The 15167-nt window shown below is 59.7% G+C and carries 13 protein-coding genes; 9 read left to right on the plus strand and 4 right to left on the minus strand.

The features are described from left to right. Nucleotides 1-26: 26 nt before the first annotated feature. Nucleotides 27-389: an ArsC family reductase gene (locus ASG55_RS01830; RefSeq protein ID WP_038860603.1), complete on the minus strand. Its 363-nt coding sequence runs from the start codon at nt 387-389 to the stop codon at nt 27-29. A gap of 291 nt (nt 390-680) precedes the next feature. Here ASG55_RS01830 and ASG55_RS01835 point away from each other — a divergent pair, with 291 nt between their 5' ends. Beyond that, nucleotides 681-2312 carry a Na+/H+ antiporter gene (locus ASG55_RS01835; protein WP_056783200.1) on the plus strand — a complete coding sequence of 544 codons (1632 nt, stop codon included), beginning with the start codon at nt 681-683 and terminating at the stop codon, nt 2310-2312. 45 nt (nt 2313-2357) lie between these two features. On the opposite strand, the gene dapC is transcribed toward ASG55_RS01835, so the two are convergent. The 3 genes from dapC to map all read right to left on the minus strand — a co-directional run bounded on the left by dapC (nt 2358) and on the right by map (nt 7304). Next, a complete protein-coding gene (gene dapC, locus ASG55_RS01840; protein WP_056783203.1) occupies nt 2358-3557 on the minus strand; it encodes a succinyldiaminopimelate transaminase in 1200 nt (399 codons plus the stop codon). 221 nt (nt 3558-3778) lie between these two features. After that, a complete protein-coding gene (locus ASG55_RS01845; protein WP_056783205.1) occupies nt 3779-6481 on the minus strand; it encodes a [protein-PII] uridylyltransferase in 2703 nt (900 codons plus the stop codon). A gap of 40 nt (nt 6482-6521) precedes the next feature. Continuing rightward, complete coding sequence (map, locus tag ASG55_RS01850) at nt 6522-7304, minus strand: type I methionyl aminopeptidase (RefSeq protein ID WP_056783207.1); 783 nt, start codon at nt 7302-7304, stop codon at nt 6522-6524. A gap of 372 nt (nt 7305-7676) precedes the next feature. On the opposite strand from map, the gene rpsB reads away from it, so the two are divergent. The 8 genes from rpsB to rseP all read left to right on the plus strand — a co-directional run bounded on the left by rpsB (nt 7677) and on the right by rseP (nt 15146). Further along, nucleotides 7677-8414 carry a 30S ribosomal protein S2 gene (gene rpsB, locus ASG55_RS01855; protein WP_003222119.1) on the plus strand — a complete coding sequence of 246 codons (738 nt, stop codon included), beginning with the start codon at nt 7677-7679 and terminating at the stop codon, nt 8412-8414. Nucleotides 8415-8605: 191 nt separating this feature from the next. Then, a complete protein-coding gene (gene tsf / locus ASG55_RS01860) occupies nt 8606-9469 on the plus strand; it encodes a translation elongation factor Ts (protein WP_041478130.1) in 864 nt (287 codons plus the stop codon). 209 nt (nt 9470-9678) lie between these two features. Continuing rightward, nucleotides 9679-10422, plus strand: a complete 744-nt coding sequence (gene pyrH, locus ASG55_RS01865; RefSeq protein WP_003222124.1) for a UMP kinase — start codon at nt 9679-9681, stop codon at nt 10420-10422. Next, nucleotides 10419-10976 (plus strand): ribosome recycling factor, encoded by a 558-nt coding sequence (gene frr / locus ASG55_RS01870; protein ID WP_007954771.1) that lies wholly within the window; start codon nt 10419-10421, stop codon nt 10974-10976. Before pyrH ends, frr begins: the two co-directional genes overlap by 4 nt. Before the next feature lie 14 nt (nt 10977-10990). Continuing rightward, a complete protein-coding gene (gene uppS, locus ASG55_RS01875; protein WP_016771475.1) occupies nt 10991-11746 on the plus strand; it encodes a polyprenyl diphosphate synthase in 756 nt (251 codons plus the stop codon). Continuing rightward, nucleotides 11746-12552, plus strand: a complete 807-nt coding sequence (locus ASG55_RS01880) for a phosphatidate cytidylyltransferase (protein ID WP_016771474.1) — start codon at nt 11746-11748, stop codon at nt 12550-12552. The genes uppS and ASG55_RS01880 overlap by 1 nt, the downstream gene beginning before the upstream one ends. Continuing rightward, entirely contained in the window at nt 12549-13739 is a 1191-nt protein-coding gene (gene ispC, locus ASG55_RS01885) for a 1-deoxy-D-xylulose-5-phosphate reductoisomerase (RefSeq protein WP_056783209.1), read from the plus strand. Before ASG55_RS01880 ends, ispC begins: the two co-directional genes overlap by 4 nt. Nucleotides 13740-13793: 54 nt before the next feature. Continuing rightward, a complete protein-coding gene (rseP, locus tag ASG55_RS01890) occupies nt 13794-15146 on the plus strand; it encodes a sigma E protease regulator RseP (RefSeq protein ID WP_056783211.1) in 1353 nt (450 codons plus the stop codon). Nucleotides 15147-15167 lie beyond the last annotated feature (21 nt).

Raw genomic sequence — 15167 nt, forward strand, 5'->3', positions numbered from 1 at the left:
TACCTCTACAAAGAGTGACGGGCTGCTTACTTCAGAGCGGCCGCGTAGATATCTGGCTTGAAGCCAATCAGGGTTCGGTCACCGAGATCGAGCACCGGGCGCTTGATCATCGAGGGTTGCGCGAGCATCAGTTCGATGGCTTTCGCTTGGTCGAGATCGGCTTTGCGTTCGTCGTCGAGTTTGCGAAAGGTCGTGCCGGCGCGGTTCAGCACGGTTTGCCAGCCGTGCTCGTCGCACCACTGGGTCAGGTGCTCACGGTCAATGCCGGCGGTCTTGTAATCGTGAAAGTCATAACTGACAGCGTGTTCATCGAGCCAGGTGCGCGCCTTTTTCATGGTGTCGCAGGCTTTGATGCCGAAAAGGTGCAACGTTTTACTTGAAACGGCCAAGGAATCGCCCCCTTTACAGGTGCTGGAAAAAAATGGTGACGGATTATGCCATGACCGGACGGTTTCGTCGGCCACGGTTGTCGTAACGCTGTAAAACCTGTGGGAGCGAGCCTGCTCGCGAAGAGGCCACATCAATCAATATCTCTGTGTGCTGAACGACCGCTTTCGCGAGCAGGCTCGCTCCCACAAGGGTGTCGCTTGCGGTCGTGCGACATAGGTGCAACGGTCAGCCACAGCCTAAGGCGCTAATATGGCAGTTCAACGCTGTCGATCGCCTGAGATTTTGGTTTTATGCAAACTGCTTACACCGTCCTGATCCTGCTGATGCTGGTCAGCGTCTCGCGCCTGGTCGGGCGGGTCATCCCGCTGCCATTGCCGCTGGTGCAAATCGCCGCCGGTGCCTTGCTCGCCTGGCCGACCCTGGGGCTGCACGTCGCCCTCGACCCGGAATTGTTCCTGTTTCTGTTCCTGCCGCCGTTGTTGTTTTCCGATGGCTGGCGCATGCCCAAACGCGCCTTCTGGCAATTGCGTGGACCGATCCTGACCCTGGCCGTCGGCCTTGTTCTGTTCACCGTGGTCGGTGCCGGCTATTTCATTCATTGGCTGTTGCCGACGATTCCGCTGCCGGTGGCCTTCGCCCTTGCAGCGGTTTTGTCACCGACGGACGCCGTAGCGGTTTCAGCGATTTCGCAGAACCGTCTCCCCACGCCGCTGATGCACATCCTCCAGGGCGAGGCGCTGATGAATGACGCCTCAGGCCTGGTGACCTTCAAATTCGCCCTCGCTGCAGCGATCACGGGCGTGTTTTCGCTGACCAATGCCAGTCTGACCTTCGTCGCGGTGGCGCTCGGTGGCCTGGCTGTGGGTGTAGCGTTGAGCTGGCTGGTCGGGCGCCTGCGCGCGTGGATGATCGCCCGGGGCTGGGACGATCCGGCCACTCACGTGGTGTTCATGTTGCTGCTGCCGTTCGCCGCTTACGTACTGGCTGAACGTCTGGGCGCTTCGGGCATTCTTTCGGCGGTGGCGGCGGGGATGATGCAAAGCTGGCTCGACCTGCTGCCGCGCCAGACCAGCACGCGGCTGCTCAACCGCAGCGTTTGGGCGCTGCTCGAATTTGCGTTCAATGGCTTGATCTTCCTGCTGCTTGGCCTGCAATTGCCAGACATCATCAAGGCCGTGGTCAGCCATGAGCCGACGCTGTGGCCGACGTTGTTCTATCGCTGCCTCGATGTGCTGGCGATTTTCGTCGCGCTGGTGCTGCTGCGCTTCATCTGGGTGCAGAGCATCTGGCGCTTGTCGGTGTTGCTGCGCCGACTGCGCGGCAAGGGCGAGCTGACGCAAGTGCCGACGGCGCGTTCATGCTGGTTGCTGACGGTGGGCGGTGTGCGCGGGGCGGTGACGCTGGCAGGCGTGATGTCGGTGCCGATGCTGATCGGCGCCGAGGCTTTTCCTGAACGCGACTTACTGATCTTCATTGCAGCCGGGGTGATTCTGCTGTCGCTGGTCTCGGCCTGTATCGCGCTGCCCTTGCTGCTGCGCGGCATCGACAAAAGTCCCGACGACAAGCGTCGTCAGGAAGTGCGCGACGCCTGGCGCAAGACGGCCGAAGCGGCGATTCACTCGCTGGAAAGCGAAGAAGTGGTCCCACAGGATGCCGCTCAAGCAGCGCTGGCAGCGGAGCTCAAGGCGCGGATCATGTCCGAATATCGCCATCAACTTGATGTGTTCAACGATTCCGCCGAAGCCCAGGCGCTGGCGTTTCAGATGGATCTGCTTGAGCGTCGCCTGCGTTTGAAAGCGCTGCGCGCGCAGCGTCTTGAGCTTTACAGTCTGAGCCGTCAGCACCAGATCGGTGATGACGTGTTGCGAGAAGTGCTCGGCGAACTGGATTTGAGCGAGGCCAATCTGGGCCAGGTCAAATAGCCGGTTGAGCGCTTGCAGCAGGGGACTGCCGCAAGCGCTCCGTGATCACTTCTGGCGGGTGATGAAGTCACGAATCCGTTCGGCGGCTTCGACGCATTCTGCCAGTGGCGCAACCAGTGCCATACGCACACGGCCGGCGCCAGGATTGACGCCATCGACATCGCGAGACAGATACGAGCCCGGCACCACGGTCACGTGTTCCTGTTCGAACAGATCGCGGCAGAACGCCGCATCATCGCCCTGCACATTCGGCCACAGATAGAAGCTGCCGTCCGGGCGCTGTACGTCCAGCACCGGGCTGAGGATGTTCAGCACCGCATCGAACTTCTCGCGATACAGCGCACGGTTGGCGCGCACATGCACTTCGTCATTCCACGCGGCAACGCTGGCCAGTTGAGTCTGCACCGGCATCGCGCAGCCGTGGTAAGTGCGATAGAGCAGGAAGCCTTTGAGGATGTCGGCATCGCCGGCAACGAAGCCTGAACGCAGGCCCGGCAGGTTGGAGCGCTTGGACAGGCTATGAAAGACCACGCAGCGCTTGAAGTCATTGCGGCCGAGTTCGACGCAAGCACTCAGCAGGCCCGGCGGCGGGGTTTGCTCGTCGAAGTACAGTTCGCTGTAGCACTCGTCGGCGGCAATCACGAAGTCGTACTGATCGGCGAGGGCGATCAACTTCTTCAAGGTATCGACCGGAATCAGCGCGCCGGTCGGATTGCCCGGCGAGCACAGGAACAGGATCTGGCAGCGCTGCCAGATGTCTGGCGAAACGGCGTCGAAGTCCGGGTTGAAGCCGTTTTCATCCAGGCATGGCAGGTAATGCGGCTTGGCCCCGGCGAGGAACGCCGCGCCTTCGTAGATCTGATAGAACGGGTTGGGGCTGACCACCAGCGCATCGTCACCACGATTGACCACGGTCTGGGTAAAGGCGAACAGCGCTTCACGGGTGCCGTTGACCGGCAGCACGTTGCGCGCCGGATCGATCCAGCCGTTCGGCACACCAAAACGACGCTCGCACCAGCCAGCGATGGCTTCGCGCAGGGCCGGGATACCGAGGGTGGTCGGGTACACCGCCATCTGATCCAGATTGTTCGCCAGCGCTTCGGCGACAAAGCTCGGCGAACGGTGTTTCGGCTCGCCGATCGACAGGGCGATCGGGCGTTTGTCCGGGTTCGGGGTCACGGTGCCAAGCAGGGCGCGGAGCTTTTCGAACGGGTACGGCTGGAGCTGGTTCAGAGCGTTGTTCATTGGGGCCTCTTTTAAATGCTCAAGAGCTTTCTGTGGCGAGGGGCTTTATCCCCGTTGGGCTGCGCAGCGGCCCCAAAACCATCACTGCGGTTCAACTGAATGTCCGCATACACAGGTTTTACGACTGCTTCGCAGCCGAACGGGGATAAATCCCCTCGCCACAGGGGATTGTATGTACCGGAGGAAAGCATGGGCTGCATTCACAGGGATAAATGGGTGATTCAGATACTGATCCGCGAAAGTTTGATATCCGGTTCCTGATTGACGCTCAGTTGTTCGACGATCGCATCTTGCAGACGGCTGCACAGCAGCGGATCGGACAGCGGCTGGTTATGCGCGTCGGTGATGAAGAACACGTCTTCCACGCGCTCGCCCAGGGTCGCAATCTTGGCGTTCTGCAGCGACAGGTCGAACTCGAGGAAGATCCCCCCGACCCGCGCCAGCAGGCCCGGCCGGTCAGGCGCCGTCAGTTCCAGCACGGTCACCGGACGCTGGGCGTCGTTGTGAATGGTCACTTGCGGCGCAAAGGCGAAGTGTTTGAGCTGACGCGGCACCCGGCGCTGGATGATTGTCGGGTAGTCGTCCGGGTTGCGCAGGGCTTCGGTGAGGCCTTCACGGATCTGCTTGATCCGCGCCGGGTTGTCGCCGATCGATTCGCCTTCGTTGTCGAGCACGATGTAGGTGTCGAGGGTGAACTGGCTGCTCGAGGTGATGACCCGGGCATCGTGAATGTTCAGGTTGAGCTGGTCCATCGCCGCCACGGTCACGGCGAAGAAGTCGTGCTGGTCCGGTGCATAAATGAAGATCTGCGTGCCGCCCTCGAACTCGCGCTGGGTGGTTTCCTTGATCAGCACCAGCGGCCCGCCATCCACCGGTTGCTGCAGGATCGCATCGCTGTGCCAGGCGACGTCGCCGGCGGTGTGCCGCAGGAAATAGTCATCGCCCAATTGCGCCCACAGCTGCTCGACGTCGTCCGGGTCGGTGCCGCCGCGCACCAGAATGTCCAGCGCGGCGCTCTGCGTCTGGCGGATCTGCTCTTCGCGATCCACCGGATTTTCCAGACCCCGGCGCAGGGCTCGTTTGGTCTCGGTGTAGAGCTGGCGCAACAGGCTGGCGCGCCATGAATTCCACAGCGTCGGATTGGTCGCGTTGATGTCGGCCACGGTCAGCACGTAGAGGTAGTCGAGGCGCGTTTCGTCGCCGACCGCCTGGGCGAAATCGTGGATCACCTGCGGGTCGGACAGATCCTTGCGCTGCGCAGTGGTGGACATCACCAGGTGGTTCTGCACCAGCCAGACGATCAGGCGGCTGTCCCACACCGGCAACTGATGGCGCTGGCAGAACGCCTCGGCATCGACCGCGCCAATCTCCGAGTGATCGCCATGCCGGCCCTTGCCGATGTCGTGATACAGACCGGCCATGTAGATCAGCTCAGGTTTGGGCAGCTTGGCCATGAGCTTGGCGGCCAGCGGAAATTTCTCCGAGACCTGGGTGTACTGCAGTTTGCGCAGGTGCTTGATCAGATTCAGCGTGTGCGCATCGACCGTATAGATGTGGAACAGGTCGTGCTGCATCTGCCCGACGATAAAACCGAACTCCGGCAGATAACGGCCGAGAATGCCGTAACGGTTCATCCGCCGCAGATTGCGATGGATGCCGATCTTGCACTTGAACAGTTCGATGAACAGGCTGGTGTTGCGGATATCGTTACGGAAGCTGTCATCGATCAGATGACGATGTTCGCGCAGCAGACGAATGGTGTCGGCGCGCACGCCTTTGATTTCCGGCTGCTGCGCCATCAGCACGAAAATCTCCAGCATGGCGAACGGCGTGCGGCGGAACACGTTGTCATTGCGCGCTTCGATGTAACCGTCATGCAACTGGAAGCGCGAGTTGATCGGTTGCGGCGGTGCCTCGTCTTCCGGAGCGAGGATGACTTCCTCGAAGTGCTGGATGATCAGATCGCTCAGTTGGGCGATGCTCATCACGGTGCGGAAATACTGCTGCATGAAGTTTTCGACCGCCTGTTTGGCGTCGTCTCCTTCAAAGCCGAGCAGGCCGGCAATGGTGCGCTGATGATCGAACAGCAAGCGGTCTTCGGAGCGGCCGGCGAGCATGTGCAAGGCATAGCGCACTTTCCACAGAAATTCCTGGGAGGAGGCGAGCAGGGCATTTTCGCTTTCGACCAGAAAACCTTCGCCGGCGAGGGCGCGCAGGTTCAGGGTGCCGTACTGTCTGCGGGCGACCCAGAGGATCGTCTGGATGTCACGCAGACCGCCGGGCGATCCTTTGACGTTGGGTTCGAGGTTGTATTCGGTGTCGTTGTATTTGTGGTGACGGGCCTTTTGCTCGGCACGCTTGGCCAGGAAGAACTCCTTGGCCGGCCACATGTGCGCGGTGCTGGTGACGTCGAGCATGCGCTGGCGCAAACGCTCGGGGCCGCAGATGGTGCGGCTTTCCATCAGGTTGGTGACGACGGTCAGATCGGCGCGGGCCTCTTCTGCGCATTCGTCGACCGAGCGCACGCTCTGGCCGACTTCCAGACCGATGTCCCACAACAGCGTCAGAAAACGCTCGATGGAATCGCGGAAAACTTCGTGGTCGGCACTGTCGAGCAGGATCAGCAGATCAATGTCGGAATAGGGATGCAGCTCGCCGCGACCGTAGCCGCCCACTGCCACAAGGGCGATGTCGGCGTCTTCGCTCCAGTTGAACTGCTCCCAGGCCTTTTGCAGGATATTGTCGACAAACCAGGCGCGGTCTTCGATCAGCCGGCGGATGTCGCGGCCATTGCGAAAACGCGTGTCAAGGACCTCGCGAGCCTGGCGGATCGCCTTCTTGAACGCCGCGATCGGACTCGCTTTAAGGGCCAGTTCAGCCTGGAACTGGCCGCGGTCGAAGAGTTCGGGATCCACCTGCGGCATCGATTGGCTTTCCTTCTATAGGCTGGGAGCGTTCTGGGTGTCAGGCCGAGATGCGCGCGATGGTGTCATCGCTGCGCAAGGTGAAGATCTCGTAGCCGGTGTCGGTGACCAGCAGGGTGTGTTCCCACTGTGCCGAGAGCTTGCGGTCCTTGGTAATCGCGGTCCAGCCGTCGCCGAGAACCTTGGTGTCGGCCTTGCCCTGGTTGATCATCGGCTCGATGGTGAAGGTCATGCCTGCCTTCAGTTCCATGCCAGTGCCGGCGCGACCGTAGTGCAGGATCTGCGGCTCTTCGTGGAAGACCTTGCCGATGCCGTGGCCGCAGAACTCGCGCACCACCGAGAAACCGTTCTTTTCCGCGTGCTTCTGGATCACTTCACCGATGTCGCCGAGGCGGCAGCCGGGTTTGACGATCTCGATGGCCTTGTACATGCATTCCTGAGTGACCTGCGACAGGCGCTCGGCCCAGACCGGCACTTCGCCGACGTGGAACATGCGGCTGGTATCGCCGTGGTAGCCGTCTTTGATCACCGTGACGTCGATGTTCAGGGTGTCGCCGTTTTTCAGCGGTTTGTCGTTCGGGATGCCGTGGCAGACCACATGGTTGATCGAAGTGCAGATCGACTTCGGGTAGCCCTTGTAGTTGAGCGGGGCGGGGATGGCCTGCTGCACATTGACGATGTAGTCGTGGCAAATCTGGTTGAGCTGATCAGTGGTCACGCCCGGTTTGACATGTTCGGCAATCATTTCCAGCACATCGGCGGCCAGTTTGCCGGCGACACGCATGCCAGCGATGTCCTCGGGGGTTTTGAGGTTGACGGTCATACAGGCTCTCTCTGCGCTCGGCGGCGCTTACGGATACGAATTGGGTGGCAGGTGTATTTTTGCGACCCTGAAAAACGCGATTCTAACAGACGAGAGGCGCAAATCCGCGCCTGCATGTCTGGCTTGTGTCTATACAATGGTGCCCATCGAGCCGATTCCAAGGGGGCTGCGCCCATGTCGCCGGTGCGAATACAGATTCCGGGTTCCGTTTCTGCGCACCCTGTGGTATAAAATGCGCCGCTTTCCGGGGATGCCCCGAAAAGCTTAAATCCACACACGTGTCGACACGATGACCTGGGTGCCTTGGGCTTTATGCCTCTGGTTGGTCATTGGGATACGTGGAGGCCAAACCCGACTTATCAAGGAACTATCATGTCCCAAGTCAACATGCGCGATATGCTGAAGGCCGGTGTGCACTTCGGTCACCAAACCCGTTACTGGAATCCGAAAATGGGTAAGTACATTTTCGGCGCGCGTAACAAGATTCACATCATCAACCTTGAAAAAACCCTGCCAATGTTCAACGAAGCTCTGACTTTCGTAGAGCGTCTGGCCCAGGGCAAAAACAAGATTCTGTTCGTCGGCACCAAGCGTTCCGCTGGCAAGATCGTTGCTGAAGAAGCAGCACGTTGCGGTTCGCCGTACGTCGATCACCGCTGGTTGGGCGGCATGCTGACCAACTTCAAGACCATTCGTGCTTCCATCAAGCGTCTGCGTGACCTTGAAGTTCAAGCCGAAGACGGTACTTTCGCCAAGCTGACCAAGAAAGAAGCGCTGATGCGCTCCCGTGATCTTGAGAAGCTGGATCGTTCGCTGGGCGGCATCAAGGACATGGGCGGTCTGCCAGACGCACTGTTCGTGATCGACGTTGACCACGAGCGCATCGCGATCACCGAAGCCAACAAGCTGGGCATCCCGGTCATCGGCGTTGTCGATACCAACAGCAGCCCGGAAGGCGTTGACTACATCATCCCAGGCAACGATGACGCCATCCGCGCTATCCAGCTGTACATGGGTTCGATGGCTGACGCAGTTATCCGCGGTCGCAACAACGTTGCTGGCGGTACTGTTGAATTCGCAGCTGAAGAAACTCAGGCTGCAGCTGAGTAATCGACGCCCCTGGCGTTGACTCAGTAAGCAAAAAGGGGGCTTGGCCCCCTTTTTGCCACCTCGAAAACCATTTGTCGGCGCCCACGTCTGTATTTGTCATGTGCGGCAGCCAACATGGGTGGTTCGGGAAGAATTGAACGCCCGTTCGATCGGGTGGAATGGTTGAAAACCTATCCAAGAGGAATTTGAAAATGGCAGCAATTACTGCAGCGTTGGTCAAAGAACTGCGCGAGCGTACCGGCGAAGGCATGATGGATTGCAAGAAAGCCCTGGAAAAGGCTGACGGCGACATCGAAAAAGCCATTGATGACATGCGTGCTTCGGGCGCCATCAAGGCTGCGAAAAAAGCTGGCAACGTTGCCGCTGAAGGCGCAATCGCCATCAAATCGAATGACAAGGCAGCCGTGCTGCTGGAAGTCAACTCGCAGACCGACTTCCTGGCCCTGCAAGACGATTTCAAGAACTTCGTTGCTGCCAGCGTAGAAAAAGCTTTCGACGAAAAACTGACCGACGCAGCTCCGCTGATCGCCGCTCAGGAAGCGGCTCGTGAAGCGCTGGTTGCCAAAGTCGGCGAGAACGTCAACATCCGTCGTCTGGTACGCGTAGAAGGTGACGTTGTCGGCACCTACCTGCACGGTAACAAGATCGGTGTTGCTGTTGTCCTGAAAGGCGGTGACGTCGAGCTGGCCAAAGACATCGCTATGCACGTTGCTGCAAGCAACCCTGAGTTCCTGCTGCCTTCGCAAGTCTCCGACGAAGCGATCGAGCGTGAGAAAGCTGTGTTCCTGCAGCTGAACGAAGAAAAGATCAAAGGCAAGCCAGAAAACATTGTTGAGAACATGGTCAAAGGCCGTATCAGCAAGTTCCTGGCAGAAGCGAGCCTGGTCGAGCAGGCGTTCGTCAAGAACCCTGAAGTCAAGGTTGGCGAGCTGGCCAAGAAAGCCGGCGCTGAAATCGTTTCCTTCACTTACTTCAAAGTAGGCGAAGGCATCGAGAAGCCGGTCGACAACTTCGCTGAAGAAGTTGCTGCCCAGCTGGCTGCCGCCAAGCAATAAGACGGTTTTTCAACTGTCGCCCGAAAGAGGCTGCCCGCTAACGCGCGCAGCCTCTTTTCAGATGGGGTACCAATTTTTTATTTGGTTTCCACCCGGAACTGACTTACAAAGCCATGTTCCGATGGCGCTGCAGCAGCGCCAAGCTAGAGTGAACGCCAGCTGTAAACAGCTCGCAAAGAATTTTAAATACGCCGCAGGAGAGATTCGCAATGGCTCAGCAGGGCAGTGGTTATCAGGCTCGCTATAAACGCATTCTACTCAAGCTTAGCGGCGAGGCCCTGATGGGCTCGGAAGAGTTCGGGATCGATCCGAAGGTACTGGATCGCATGGCGCTGGAAGTCGGCCAGCTGGTCGGCATCGGCGTCCAGGTCGGTCTGGTCATCGGCGGTGGCAACCTGTTCCGTGGCGAAGCCCTGAGCAAGGCCGGGATGGATCGGGTCACGGGCGACCACATGGGCATGCTGGCCACTGTGATGAACGCCCTGGCCATGCGCGATGCGCTGGAACGTGCCAATATCTCGGCCATCGTCATGTCCGCCATCTCCATGGTCGGTGTGACCGATCACTACGATCGCCGCAAAGCCATGCGTCACCTGAACTCCAAAGACGTCGTGATCTTCGCGGCCGGTACCGGCAATCCGTTCTTCACTACGGATTCGGCAGCCTGCCTGCGTGCAATCGAAATCGACGCCGACGTAGTGCTCAAGGCCACCAAGGTTGATGGTGTGTACACCGCAGACCCGTTCAAAGACCCGCATGCCGAGAAGTTCGATCATCTGACTTATGATGAAGTACTGGATCGCAAGCTGGGCGTAATGGATCTGACTGCCATCTGCCTGTGCCGCGATCACAAGATGCCGCTGCGCGTATTCAACATGAACAAGCCCGGCGCCCTGCTGAACATCGTGCACGGCGGCGCTGAAGGGACTTTGATCGAGGAAGGCCAACAATGATCAACGAAATCAAGAAAGACGCCCAAGCGCGTATGCAGAAATCCCTGGAATCTCTGAACCACGCGTTCGGCCAGATTCGTACCGGCAAGGCTCACCCGAGCATTCTGGGTAGCGTCATGGTGCCTTACTACGGCACTGACACTCCGCTGAGCGGCGTTGCCAACGTCACCGTAAAGGACTCGCGCACCCTGCAGGTCGTGGCCTTCGAGCGCAACATGCTCGCTGCCGTCGACAAGGCAATCCAGAGCGCCGGTCTGAACCTCAACCCGACCAACCTGGGCGAGTTGCTGTTGATCCCGATGCCTGCCCTTACCGAAGAAACGCGCAAAGGCTTCACCAAGCAGGCCCGCAGTGCAGCCGAAGACGCGCGCGTAGCCGTGCGCAACATCCGTCGCGATGCCTTGGGCGAGTTGAAAAAACTGGTCAAGGACAAGGAAATCAGCGAAGACGAAGAGCGTCGTGCCATCGCCGATATCGACAAGCTGACCAAAGAATCCGAGGCCCAGATCACCAAGGCCACGGACGAGAAAGAAAAAGACCTGATGGCCGTATAAGGGTCGAGCTTTAAATGGACAAGACCAAGCAGACTGCGCCGTCCGCGGTGCCGCGCCATGTCGCGATCATCATGGATGGCAATAATCGCTGGGCGAAAAAACGCTTTATGCCGGGTGTCGCCGGGCATAAAGCGGGCGTGGATGCTGTGCGGGCGGTGATCGAGGTGTGCGCTGAGGCCAAGGTCGAAGTCCTGACCCTGTTCGCCTTCTCCAGTGAAAACTGGCAGCGCCCGGCCGATGAAGTCAGTGCCTTGATGGATCTATTCTTCAAGGCTCTGCGTCGTGAGGCCAAGCGTCTCAACGACAACAACATCAGCCTGCGCATCATTGGCGATCGCTCGCGCTTCCACCCTGAGCTTCAGGCGGCGATGCGCGAGGCCGAGGCCATGACGGTCGGTGCCAACCGCTTTGTCCTGCAGATCGCCGCCAACTATGGCGGCCAGTGGGATATCGCTCAGGCCGCGCAGCGTCTGGCGCGTGAAGTCCAGGCCGGGCATTTGCGCCCGGAGGACATTACCCCGGATCTGCTGCAGACTTGTCTGGCCACCGGCGATCTGCCGTTGCCTGACCTATGCATCCGCACCGGTGGCGAGCATCGCATCAGCAACTTCCTGCTGTGGCAGCTGGCCTACGCCGAGCTGTACTTCTCCGACCTGTTCTGGCCGGACTTCAAACACGACGCCATGCGCACTGCGCTGGCCGATTTCGCTTCGCGCCAGCGTCGTTTCGGTAAAACGAGCGAACAGGTCGAAGCTGGAGCCCGGGTTTAATGCTTAAACAACGAATCATCACTGCACTGATCCTGCTGCCGATCGCCTTGTGCGGGTTTTTCCTGCTCAAAGGTGCCGGCTTCGCGCTGTTCATCGGTCTGGTAGTCAGTCTCGGTGCGTGGGAATGGGCGCGTCTGGCCGGCTTCACCGCACAATCGTTCCGCGTCGGCTTTGCCGCCGTGGTCGCCTTGATGCTGTTTGTCATGTACGTGCTGCCCGGGCTTGCGCCTTGGGTGCTCGGTGCATCGGTAATCTGGTGGGCGATTGCGACTTATCTGGTGCTGACGTATCCACGCTCGAGCGCGCACTGGTCCACAGCGGCGACCAAACTGCTGATTGGTCTGCTGATCCTGCTACCTGCGTGGCAGGGTCTGGTGCAGATCAAGCAGTACCCGCTGGGTAACTGGTTGATCATGGCGGTGATGGTGTTGGTCTGGGGCGCGGACATCGGCGCTTACTTTTCCGGGCGCAAGTTCGGCAAGCGCAAGCTCGCGCCGCAGGTCAGCCCGGGCAAGAGCTGGGAAGGCGTATACGGTGGTCTGGCGCTGAGTCTGGTGATTACCGCGATTGTCGGGCTGGTGCGCGACTGGACCGTGGCCGAGCTGCTCAAAGGCCTGATCGGCGCTGCAGTGATCGTCTTTATTTCCGTGGTCGGTGACCTTACCGAAAGCATGTTCAAGCGCCAATCCGGCATCAAGGACAGCAGTAATCTGCTGCCCGGGCATGGTGGCGTGCTGGATCGCATCGACAGCCTGACCGCGGCCATTCCGGTGTTCGCCGTATTGCTCTGGATGGCCGCACCGTGAGTCGTCCCCAGCAGATTACGGTGTTGGGTGCGACCGGTTCGATCGGTCTGAGCACCCTTGATGTGATTGCGCGTCATCCTGAGCGTTATCAGGTTTTCGCATTGAGTGGTTTCACGCGCCTCACTGAGTTGTTCGCGTTGTGCGTGCGTCATGTGCCGCAGTTTGCCGTGGTGCCTGAAGTGGCCGCAGCGCGCGGTTTGCAGGATGACTTGCGTGCAGCCGGTTTGCCGACTCGCGTCCTGGTAGGCGAGGAGGGCCTGTGTCAGGTTGCCTCCGCGCCCGAAGTCGATGCAGTAATGGCGGCCATCGTCGGTGCGGCCGGGCTGCGTCCGACACTGGCGGCGGTCGAGGCGGGCAAGAAGATTCTGCTGGCCAATAAAGAAGCGCTGGTGATGTCCGGCGCTCTGTTCATGCAGGCCGTGCGCAAAAGCGGTTCGGTACTGCTGCCGATCGACAGCGAACACAATGCGATTTTTCAATGCATGCCAGCGGATTTCGCCCGCGGCTTGAGCTCGATGGGTGTGCGGCGGATTTTGCTGACAGCCTCTGGCGGGCCTTTCCGGCAGACACCGATGTCCGAGCTGGCGCATGTTTCGCCTGAGCAGGCGTGTGCACATCCGAACTGGTCCATGGGGCGCAAGATCTCCGTGGATTCAGCGAGCATGATGAATAAGGGCCTGGAACTGATCGAAGCCTGCTGGTTGTTCGACGCCAAGCCGGCTCAGGTCGAAGTGGTAATTCATCCGCAAAGCGTGATCCATTCTCTGGTGGATTACGTCGATGGCTCGGTGCTGGCGCAATTGGGCAACCCCGACATGCGCACCCCGATCGCCAATGCCCTGGCCTGGCCGGAGCGTATCGATTCCGGCGTAGCGCCACTTGATCTGTTCGCCATTGCACGACTGGATTTCGAAGCGCCCGATGAAAGCCGTTTCCCCTGCCTGCGTTTGGCCCGTCAGGCGGCCGAAGCTGGCGACAGCGCGCCGGCGATGCTTAACGCGGCCAATGAAGTGGCGGTTGCAGCGTTTCTCGACGGACGGGTTCGCTACCTGGAAATCGCGAGTATCATCGAGGAAGTCTTGAATCTGGAGCCGGTGGTGGCGCTGAACGATCTGGATGCCGTATTTACGGCGGACGCGAAAGCGCGATTGCTGGCCGAGCAATGGTTGAGTCGGCACGGCCGATAGTTTTTGCAACACAACGGCGACACGCGACACTGAACAGGATTGCGGAGAAAGTAGATGAGCGCGCTCTATATGATTGCCGGCACCCTGATCGCCCTGGGTGTGCTGGTCACCTTCCACGAATTCGGCCACTTCTGGGTCGCGCGTCGCTGTGGCGTCAAGGTTCTGCGTTTTTCCGTGGGCTTCGGCATGCCGCTGCTGCGCTGGCATGACAAGCAAGGCACTGAGTTCGTGGTCGCCGCGATTCCGCTGGGCGGCTACGTCAAGATGCTCGACGAGCGCGAAGGCGAAGTGCCGGTCGATCAGCTTGATCAGTCGTTCAATCGCAAATCGGTACGTCAGCGCATTGCTATTGTTGCCGCCGGCCCGATTGCCAACTTCCTGCTGGCGCTGGTGTTTTTCTGGGTGCTGGCGATGCTCGGCAGCGAGCAGGTGCGGCCGGTCATCGGCGCGGTCGAGTCTGGCAGCATTGCCGCCAAGGCTGGTCTGAACGCGGGTCAGGAGATCGTCTCGATCGATGGCGAGCCAACGTCCGGTTGGGCTGCGGTCAATCTGCAACTGGTGCGTCGTCTCGGTGAAAGCGGTGCGATTCAATTGCTGGTGCGCGAGCAGGGCTCGACCGCTGAGTCGCCCCGCACGCTGGCACTGGATAACTGGCTAAAAGGTGCCGACGAGCCGGATCCGATCCGCTCGCTGGGTATTCGTCCTTGGCGTCCGGCCTTGCCGCCGGTGCTTGCCGAGCTGGACCCGAAAGGTCCGGCCCAGGCCGCCGGGCTGAAAACCGGCGATCGCTTGCTGGCTCTTGATGGTCAGCCGCTGAGTGACTGGCAGCAGGTGGTTGATACCGTTCGTACGCGTCCTGATACCAAAATCATGCTGCGCATCGAGCGCGACAATGCTCAAATCGACGTCCCTGTGACCCTGGCGGCGCGCGGTGAAAGCAAATCGCCAAGCGGTTATCTGGGCGCTGGCGTCAAAGCCATCGACTGGCCACCGGAAATGATCCGCGAAGTCAGCTATGGCCCGCTGGCCGCGATTGGCGAGGGTGCCCGTCGCACTTGGACCATGAGCATTCTGACTCTGGATTCACTGAAGAAAATGCTGTTCGGCGAGCTCTCGGTAAAAAACTTGAGTGGACCGATAACCATTGCTAAAGTGGCGGGCGCTTCTGCCCAGTCGGGCGTCGCTGATTTCCTGAATTTCCTTGCTTATCTGAGTATTAGCCTGGGCGTTCTGAATTTGCTGCCCATTCCTGTACTGGATGGGGGGCATTTGTTGTTTTATCTGATCGAGTGGGTGCGTGGTCGCCCCTTGTCGGATCGGGTGCAAGGTTGGGGGATACAGATCGGTATCAGTTTGGTGGTCGGGGTGATGTTGCTTGCTCTGGTCAACGATCTGGGTCGACTGTAACGCTTCGCTGAATTGCGAATC

It is taken from the genome of Pseudomonas sp. Leaf434, assembly GCF_001425545.1.
In the GTDB taxonomy this organism is placed as follows: Bacteria; Pseudomonadota; Gammaproteobacteria; order Pseudomonadales; family Pseudomonadaceae; genus Aquipseudomonas; species Aquipseudomonas siliginis.

Excerpts from the sequence above, each read along its gene's own strand:
- rpsB (WP_003222119.1), top strand. The coding sequence starts at position 7,677 with ATGTCCCAAGTCAACATGCGCGATATGCTGAAGGCCGGTGTGCACTTC.
- ASG55_RS01880 (WP_016771474.1), top strand. The coding sequence starts at position 11,746 with ATGCTTAAACAACGAATCATCACTGCACTGATCCTGCTGCCGATCGCC.
- frr (WP_007954771.1), top strand. The coding sequence starts at position 10,419 with ATGATCAACGAAATCAAGAAAGACGCCCAAGCGCGTATGCAGAAATCC.
- uppS (WP_016771475.1), top strand. The coding sequence starts at position 10,991 with ATGGACAAGACCAAGCAGACTGCGCCGTCCGCGGTGCCGCGCCATGTC.
- dapC (WP_056783203.1), bottom strand. The coding sequence starts at position 3,557 with ATGAACAACGCTCTGAACCAGCTCCAGCCGTACCCGTTCGAAAAGCTC.
- map (WP_056783207.1), bottom strand. The coding sequence starts at position 7,304 with ATGACCGTCAACCTCAAAACCCCCGAGGACATCGCTGGCATGCGTGTC.
- rseP (WP_056783211.1), top strand. The coding sequence starts at position 13,794 with ATGAGCGCGCTCTATATGATTGCCGGCACCCTGATCGCCCTGGGTGTG.
- pyrH (WP_003222124.1), top strand. The coding sequence starts at position 9,679 with ATGGCTCAGCAGGGCAGTGGTTATCAGGCTCGCTATAAACGCATTCTA.
- ASG55_RS01845 (WP_056783205.1), bottom strand. The coding sequence starts at position 6,481 with ATGCCGCAGGTGGATCCCGAACTCTTCGACCGCGGCCAGTTCCAGGCT.
- tsf (WP_041478130.1), top strand. The coding sequence starts at position 8,606 with ATGGCAGCAATTACTGCAGCGTTGGTCAAAGAACTGCGCGAGCGTACC.
- ASG55_RS01835 (WP_056783200.1), top strand. The coding sequence starts at position 681 with ATGCAAACTGCTTACACCGTCCTGATCCTGCTGATGCTGGTCAGCGTC.